The sequence below is a fragment of the uncultured Maricaulis sp. genome (genome assembly GCF_905480005.1).
Taxonomy (GTDB): Bacteria; Pseudomonadota; Alphaproteobacteria; order Caulobacterales; family Maricaulaceae; genus Maricaulis.
The window spans coordinates 1-7,067 of the sequence record NZ_CAJQOO010000180.1 but is presented as its reverse complement, the minus strand read 5'-3'; the positions used below and the strand labels follow the sequence as shown (position 1 = coordinate 7,067).

General features: G+C 62.0%; 7 protein-coding genes. All 7 read left to right on the top strand.

From position 1 onward, the window contains the following. Positions 1-90: 90 nt before the first annotated feature. Positions 91-906, top strand: a complete 816-nt coding sequence (locus QZ266_RS14715; RefSeq protein WP_295696459.1) for a TIGR00282 family metallophosphoesterase — start codon at positions 91-93, stop codon at positions 904-906. A gap of 204 nt (positions 907-1,110) precedes the next feature. Next, positions 1,111-1,380 carry a hypothetical protein gene (locus QZ266_RS14710; RefSeq protein ID WP_295696457.1) on the top strand — a complete coding sequence of 90 codons (270 nt, stop codon included), beginning with the start codon at positions 1,111-1,113 and terminating at the stop codon, positions 1,378-1,380. 43 nt (positions 1,381-1,423) lie between these two features. Beyond that, positions 1,424-2,500, top strand: coding sequence for a mannose-1-phosphate guanylyltransferase/mannose-6-phosphate isomerase (locus QZ266_RS14705; protein WP_295696456.1), 1,077 nt, complete (start codon positions 1,424-1,426; stop codon positions 2,498-2,500). Between the two features lie 90 nt (positions 2,501-2,590). Continuing rightward, complete coding sequence (locus tag QZ266_RS14700) at positions 2,591-3,352, top strand: YebC/PmpR family DNA-binding transcriptional regulator (RefSeq protein WP_295696454.1); 762 nt, start codon at positions 2,591-2,593, stop codon at positions 3,350-3,352. A 23-nt stretch (positions 3,353-3,375) separates the two neighbouring features. Then, positions 3,376-4,536: an AGE family epimerase/isomerase gene (locus tag QZ266_RS14695; RefSeq protein ID WP_295696452.1), complete on the top strand. Its 1,161-nt coding sequence runs from the start codon at positions 3,376-3,378 to the stop codon at positions 4,534-4,536. 54 nt (positions 4,537-4,590) lie between these two features. Continuing rightward, on the top strand, positions 4,591-6,144 hold the full coding sequence (gene pgi, locus QZ266_RS14690; protein WP_295696450.1) for a glucose-6-phosphate isomerase: 1,554 nt from the start codon (positions 4,591-4,593) through the stop codon (positions 6,142-6,144). A gap of 29 nt (positions 6,145-6,173) precedes the next feature. After that, the coding region (locus tag QZ266_RS14685) for a 1-deoxy-D-xylulose-5-phosphate synthase N-terminal domain-containing protein (RefSeq protein ID WP_367178249.1) at positions 6,174-7,067 on the top strand (894 nt) is incomplete at its 3' end.

Here is a 7,067-nt window from a genome sequence, read left to right as displayed (position 1 = left end):
CCTGAGCCGTCTGCATCAGTCATGACTTGGACTTTCCACCCGTGATGCGCCATATCCGACAGCCTGTTGTCTGACGGAGTTTGTGAATTCATGCGCCTGGCCTTTTTCGGAGATATTGTCGGCAAGACCGGTCGGCGGGCGGTCGAAGACCATCTGCCGCGTGTGCGTGAGGCGCTACAGCTCGATTTCGTCGTCATCAATGCCGAAAACGCGGCTGCGGGTTTCGGCGTGACCGAGAAAATCTGTAACCAGCTCTTCGATCTCGGCGTGGATGTCCTGACGCTGGGCAATCATGCCTGGGACCAGCGCGAGACCCTGTCCTTCATCGATCGCGAACCGCGCCTTTTGCGTCCCGCCAATTATCCGGTCGGGTCGACGCCGGGCGCCGGGGCGAATTTGTACGACCTGCCGGATGGGCGCCGGGTTTTCGTCATGAATGTCATGGGCAATCTTTTCATGGAAAGTCTCGACGACCCCTTCTCTGCGGTCGAGCGTGAACTCACGGCAGCACCGCTTGGTGTGGTCGCCGATGCCGCCATTGTCGATTTTCACGGTGAAGCGACCAGCGAGAAGATGGCGATGGGGGCGTTCTGTGACGGACGGGCCAGCCTGGTGGTGGGTACGCATACCCACGTGCCGACTGCGGATGCCCGGGTCCTGCCGGGCGGCACGGGATATCAGACCGATGCCGGCATGTGTGGCGACTATGACAGCGTGATCGGCATGGACAAGGAAGAGCCCTTGCGTCGATTCACGACCCGCATGCGCTCAGGTCGGTTCGAACCGGCGACCGGCGAGGCGACCCTGTGTGGAGTCTTTGTCGAGACCGATGATGCGACCGGATTGGCGACCCGATGTGAACCAATCCGCCTCGGCGGGCAGCTTGCCGAGTGCCTGCCTGGCTAATGTGACAATTTTGCTGCGATGCAGCGCAAACCGCCCGGTTCGCAGCTGCAACCGGTTGATCCCCTTTTCTGTAACGCTAGCGTGATTAAGCATCTTGGTGTGACGGCGTTCACGGCGTCGCGGTCCGGGCTTGCGGCATGATCGCTGCATGACGGTTCGCAAAGGCGATCCGGCGTATTTGCCGGGTCGAGGAAAGGGGGAGCCATGTTCAAGCAGACCATCCGGTTCGAACGGGCGCAGGACGCGCAGGTCTTTGACAGGCACATGGTCGAGTTTCTGCGCTCGTGCGAGGACGCCGCGGCTGAAGACGATGCCTGTGTTTTCACCACACGGCTTCAGCACGAGGCCGCGCACATTCGCGTGGTCCAGACGGACAGCGCCAAGATGTTGGGGCGCTTGTTGAATTACCTCTCAGTGCGTAACTTCCCTCCGGCAACGCACGCCGAACCGCTTCGGGGTGCCATGAGCAATTGACCGTCCCGCCAGCCGGACGGCTGCGGGGAGGGGAACTTTGGGAATGCGTATCCTGCCAGTGATCATGTCGGGCGGATCGGGCACACGATTGTGGCCGTTATCCCGCGAGGGCATGCCCAAACAACTCCAAGCTCTAACATCTGATGACAGCATGCTGGTCGAAACGGCACGGCGTGTTTCCGGTCAGGTTGGTGCGCTGGAATTTCTCCCGCCCCTGATCATTCTCAACGCCAAGCAGGCCGATACGGCTCGTACGCAGCTCGGCGAGGCCGGTCTAAGCGATGCGCGCTTGGTGGTCGAACCGGTCGGGCGGAATACAGCCGCGGTCGCCGGAGCAGCAGCGGAGCTGGCCGCGGCGACAGATGGCGCCGACCTGGTCCTGCTGCTTCCGGCTGATCATTACATCCGGGATGTTGATGCCTTCCGCGACGCAATCGCACGCGGCAGTGAACTGGCGGGCGAAGGGCGCCTGGTGACCTTCGGGATCGAACCGAACGAGCCGCATACGGGCTATGGCTATATCCGCCGTGGGGAGGCGACCGGGCCGGGTTTCGACGTCCGGGCCTTCACCGAAAAGCCTGATGCCGAAACCGCCGCGCGATTCTTGGGCGCGGGCGGCTATTACTGGAATGCTGGCATATTCCTGTTTGCGCCCGATGCTGTGCGCGGCGAAATGGAACGGCAATGCCCCGATGTGCTCGACGCGGTCCGCAAGGCAATCGCGGCCGGGTTACAGGTCGGCGACCGGCTGGATCTCGATGCCCAGGCCTTCGCCCGCTGCCCGTCCATCTCCTTCGACTATGCGGTCATGGAAGGCACGGAAGAGGCAGCCGTCGTGCCGGCCGATATCGGCTGGTCAGATGTCGGATCCTTTGATGCGCTCTGGCAGATCCGTGACAAGGATTCCGCCGGCAATGCTGGCACTGGCGAGGTCAGTTTTCTGGACAGCCGCCACTGTTTCGGATTCGCTGGCAATGCTCGCCTGGTTCTGTGCGGTGTGCGGGACCTCGTCGTTGTCCAGACAGGCGATGCGGTGCTCGTCGCCGACCGCAATGACAGCCAGGCGATAAAGACGGTTGTCGAGCAGCTCAAGTCTGAAGGTCGTGCAGACCTGCTTTGAACACGTCGCGATGTGGCGCGGGGAGTGGCGTTCGCGCGCCATTCTGGGTAAGGAAGTCGCCTCGAATTCGCAGGAATAGGGATCCCGAACATGGCCGGACACTCCAAATGGGCCAATATCCAGCATCGCAAGGGGCGGCAGGACAAGCTGCGTTCCAAGCTGTTTTCGCGCCTGTCGAAAGAAATCTCGATCGCCGCCAAGCTGGGCGGACCTGATGTTGATGCCAATCCGCGCCTGCGATTGGCCGTTGCCAATGCCAAGGGCCAATCCATGCCCAAGGACAATATCCAGCGCGCGATCGACAAGGCATCCGGCGGTGATGGCGAAGCCTTTGAAGACATCCGATATGAGGGTTTCGGCCCCGCCGGAACCGGTGTGATTGTCGAGGTCTCGACCGATAACCGCAATCGCGCCGCCGCGGAAGTGCGCACCGCCTTCGCTAAGAATGGCGGCAATCTCGGCGAGACCGGTTCGGTCGCCTTCATGTTCGATAATGTGGGTGAAGTTCGCTACCCGCTCTCAACCGCTGATGAAGACGCAATGATGGAAGCCGCGATCGAGGCTGGCGCGGAAGATGTCGGCTCCGAAGAAGGCGATGAGGACAATGAAGGTGAGCACGTCATCTATACGGCGCGCGAAGACCTGATGGAAGTTGTCGGCAATCTGTCGTCCAGTTTCGACGACCCGTCCTCGGCCAAGTTGATCTGGCGTCCACAAAACCTCATCGAGGTGACGGGCGACAAAGTCGCGACGCTCATGAAAATGATGGAAACGCTGGAAGATTGTGACGACGTCCAGAATGTTTACGCCAATTTTGACATTTCCGACGAGGATATGGCGCAACTGGACTGATCCACATCTAGCAGGCGGGATAAATGGCGCGCTGGGCAACGAGACTGCATAATTGGGGAGTCCGGACAGCCCTGCCTTTCTGGGCCGAGCGCGCATGGGACAAACGTTTCGGCGGGTTTCTGGAATCCCTGAGTCTCGATGGTCAACCGGTGACCGGCGATACCCGCCGCGTCCGCACGCAGGCCCGCCAGATCTATGTTTTTGCCCGCGCCCATCATGCCGGCTGGCTTGATGGGCTGGACTTGGCTGTTGAAGGGTTCGAGTTGCTCGAACGCCGGGCTCATGCACCGGACGGGACGCCAGGCTGGATTCATACGTTGACCGCCAGCGGCGACGTCGAGAGCCCGGCGCGCGACCTCTATGATCACGCGTTCGTCCTGCTGGCCCTGTCTTGGCTACACCGGGTCACGCACGACAGCCATTATCGCCAACTGGCCGACGAGATCCTGATTTATCTCGATACCCATCTGACGCGGCCACAGGGTGGTTATGCCGAAGCGATCGGTGCGGCCCAGCTACCGCGGCGCCAGAACCCACATATGCACCTCTTCGAGGCGCTTCTCGCCTGGTATGATGCCAGTGGAGATGCGAGTTTCCTGACGCGAATTGAGGACATCTACCAGTTGTTCTCGACTCGTTTCCTCGATCGCGATGCCGGTGTGCTCTACGAATTCTTTGACGCTGACTGGCAGGTCTCCTCCGATCCCGCGGCCGCAGTTGTGGAGCCTGGCCATGAGGTGGAGTGGATCTGGCTGCTCCATGCCTATCGCGATCTAGGTGCTGATGTCGACGAGACGATTCTCGACTTCCTTCATGCTCATGGCACCGGTATTGGCCGCAATCCGCAGACAGGCTGTCTTGTTGCCACGGTTCGGCCCGACGGAAAGCCGATCGATGCCGGATCACGCACCTGGATGCAGACCGAGTGGTTGCGCGCGGCTGCGGCGCGGAGGCGGGCGGGTCACGAATCGGCAAGTGCCGAGCTGGACACGGTCTGTGATCTTCTCTTTCGGCACCACCTCGACTCGGCCATTCCGGGCGGCTGGATTGACCAGATCGATGCCGACGGTCTGCGCGTCGCCGACCGCATGCCGGCAAGCACGCTCTACCATCTACTTGGGGCTGTCGTGGACGCGCACCGGGCGCTTGGCGAAGTCGGGGAAAGCTCCGAGAACGCCTTGTGAAGCGCGACCCCTGCCAATAGGTTGTCCCTTCACATCTCTATAGCAGGATTCACCGTGTCCGATTCAGATATGAATGCCCATGCCGATCGCTTGACCGGTACTTCTCTCCGCGCGTTGGCCGAGGCTGGCGAGGCGCGTTCGCAGGCTCTTATCCTGCGCGCCGCGGGCTTGGAACTTGATGCGACCAAGCAGAGACTCGACCAGGGCGCTCTCTCGGCGCTGTTCGATTTTGCCCACGCGAGGGGTCTTGAGTGCAAGCGTGATGCGCTTCTTTCGGGCGCTATTGTGAACGCTACCGAAGGGCGTCCGGCGCTTCACATGGCCTACCGGCAGGGGGGGCATCTCGACGGCAGTGACGCCGCGGCGCTGGTCACGCGAACGCAGGCCGAAACCCGCGCATTCGCCGAGCGCGTGCGGAGCGGTGAGTTTGCACCGTCCGGCGTCGCCATCGAGCGTGTGGTGAATATCGGGATTGGCGGATCGGATCTTGGCCCGCGCCTTGTGGCCGACGCCCTCGCGGATAACGCCGATGGCGGCCCCGAATTGCGGTTCGTGGCCAGTCTCGATCCGAGCGATCTGAAGCATGCGATCGCCGGCGCAAACCCGGCCGCCATTCTCTTCATTGTGGCGTCGAAGTCCTTCTCCACCCAGGAGACTCTGATGTCCGGCGAGGCCGCGCGTGAATGGCTGGCCGGCCATGTCGGTGCTGACCGGGCCGGTGCCCATTTCGCGGCGGCGTCCGCCGCACCGGACAAGGCCGAGGCCTTTGGTATCGACCCCGCCCTGGTGTTCGATTTTCCTGACTGGGTTGGCGGTCGATACTCGGTCTGGAGTGCCGTCGGACTGGCGCTGGAAATTGGCCTCGGATCGGATGTTTTCCAGGCCTTCCGTGATGGCGCCCGGGCGATGGACGAGCATTTCGCCACCGCTCCGCTGGAGCGAAACATGCCGGTGCTCAAGGGCCTGATTGATGTCTGGAACCGGGTTGGCCTGGGCTATCCGGCACGTTGCGTCGCCGCCTACTCGGCGCGCCTCGGAAAGCTCGCAGACTATTTCCAGCAGCTGGAAATGGAGTCGCTGGGCAAGTCGGTGACCGTGGACGGCAAGCCGGGACCGACGCCGGGCGGTGCGCTTGTCTGGGGTGGGAACGGGACCGAGATCCAGCATTCCTTCTTCCAGTGGCTGCATCAGGGCGGTGACATTGTGCCCGTTGATTTCATCGGCATCAGGCGACATTTCGCCAGCCCCGACCCGCGCGAGCGGGCTCTGGCGGCGAACATGGCGGCGCAAGGTGCGGCGCTCCTCGATGGTCGCCAGGTTGACCCGGCCAGTGAGCCTGAGCTGGCGGCGCACAAATCGATGCCGGGCGGCCGCCCCTCCGCAACCCTGTTGCTGGACGATCTTGCACCGGCGACATTGGGCGCCCTTATCGCCTTGCATGAACACAAGGTTTTTGTTGAAAGCGTTCTGTACGAGATAAATCCGTTCGACCAATGGGGTGTCGAACTGGGAAAAGTGCTGACCAAGGGGATTTTGGACGGCGATATTTCCGGTTATGACGCCTCCACCAAAGCCCTGCTCGCCAGGACCGGCCTGACCGCCGACTGATCTGCGCCACGGCGCATGGAGACGCTCTCATGACAACGCCTTCCTTCTCCGTTTCGATGTCTGACATGGCAAATGCCATCCGCGCCCTGTCCATGGATGCGGTCCAGAAAGCGAATTCCGGGCATCCGGGCATGCCGATGGGCATGGCGGATGTTGCGACCGTGTTGTGGTCCAAGCACATGAAGTTCGACCCGGCGGCACCGGCCTGGGCCGATCGCGACCGTTTCGTGCTTTCGGCCGGTCATGGGTCGATGTTGCTCTATTCCATCCTCCACCTGACCGGGTTCGAGGATATCACCATTGATCAGATCAAGGATTTCCGTCAGCTCGACAGCCTGACCGCCGGTCATCCGGAATATGGCCATACGCCTGGTGTCGAAGCGACGACCGGGCCGCTGGGGCAGGGCATTTCCATGTCCGTCGGCATGGCGCTGGCCGAACGGATGATGAATGCCCGTTTCGGCGATGAACTGGTCGACCACCGGACCTGGGTGATCGCGTCGGATGGCGATCTGCAGGAGGGTGTTTCCCACGAAGCGATTTCGCTGGCAGGCCATCTCGGCCTCAATCGCCTGTGCGTGCTTTGGGATGACAATGAGATTTCCATCGATGGTCCGACCGACCTGTCAGAGAGCACGGATGTTCTCAAGCGCTTCGAGGCGGCCGGTTGGGCTGTGTCGCGTGTCGATGGTCATGACCATGCCGCCATCGATGCGGCGCTCCAGGCCGCCCGCTCGTCGGACAAGCCGGTCCTGATCGCCTGCCGCACCACGATCGGCTTTGGCGCTCCGACAAAGGCCGGCACCGCTGGCAGCCATGGTGCGCCCTTGGGTGATGAGGAAATCGCCGGCACACGGGCCGCACTGGGATGGGACTCCGCGCCGTTTGAAATTCCTGCGGATATTCGTGATGCCTGGGCCGCC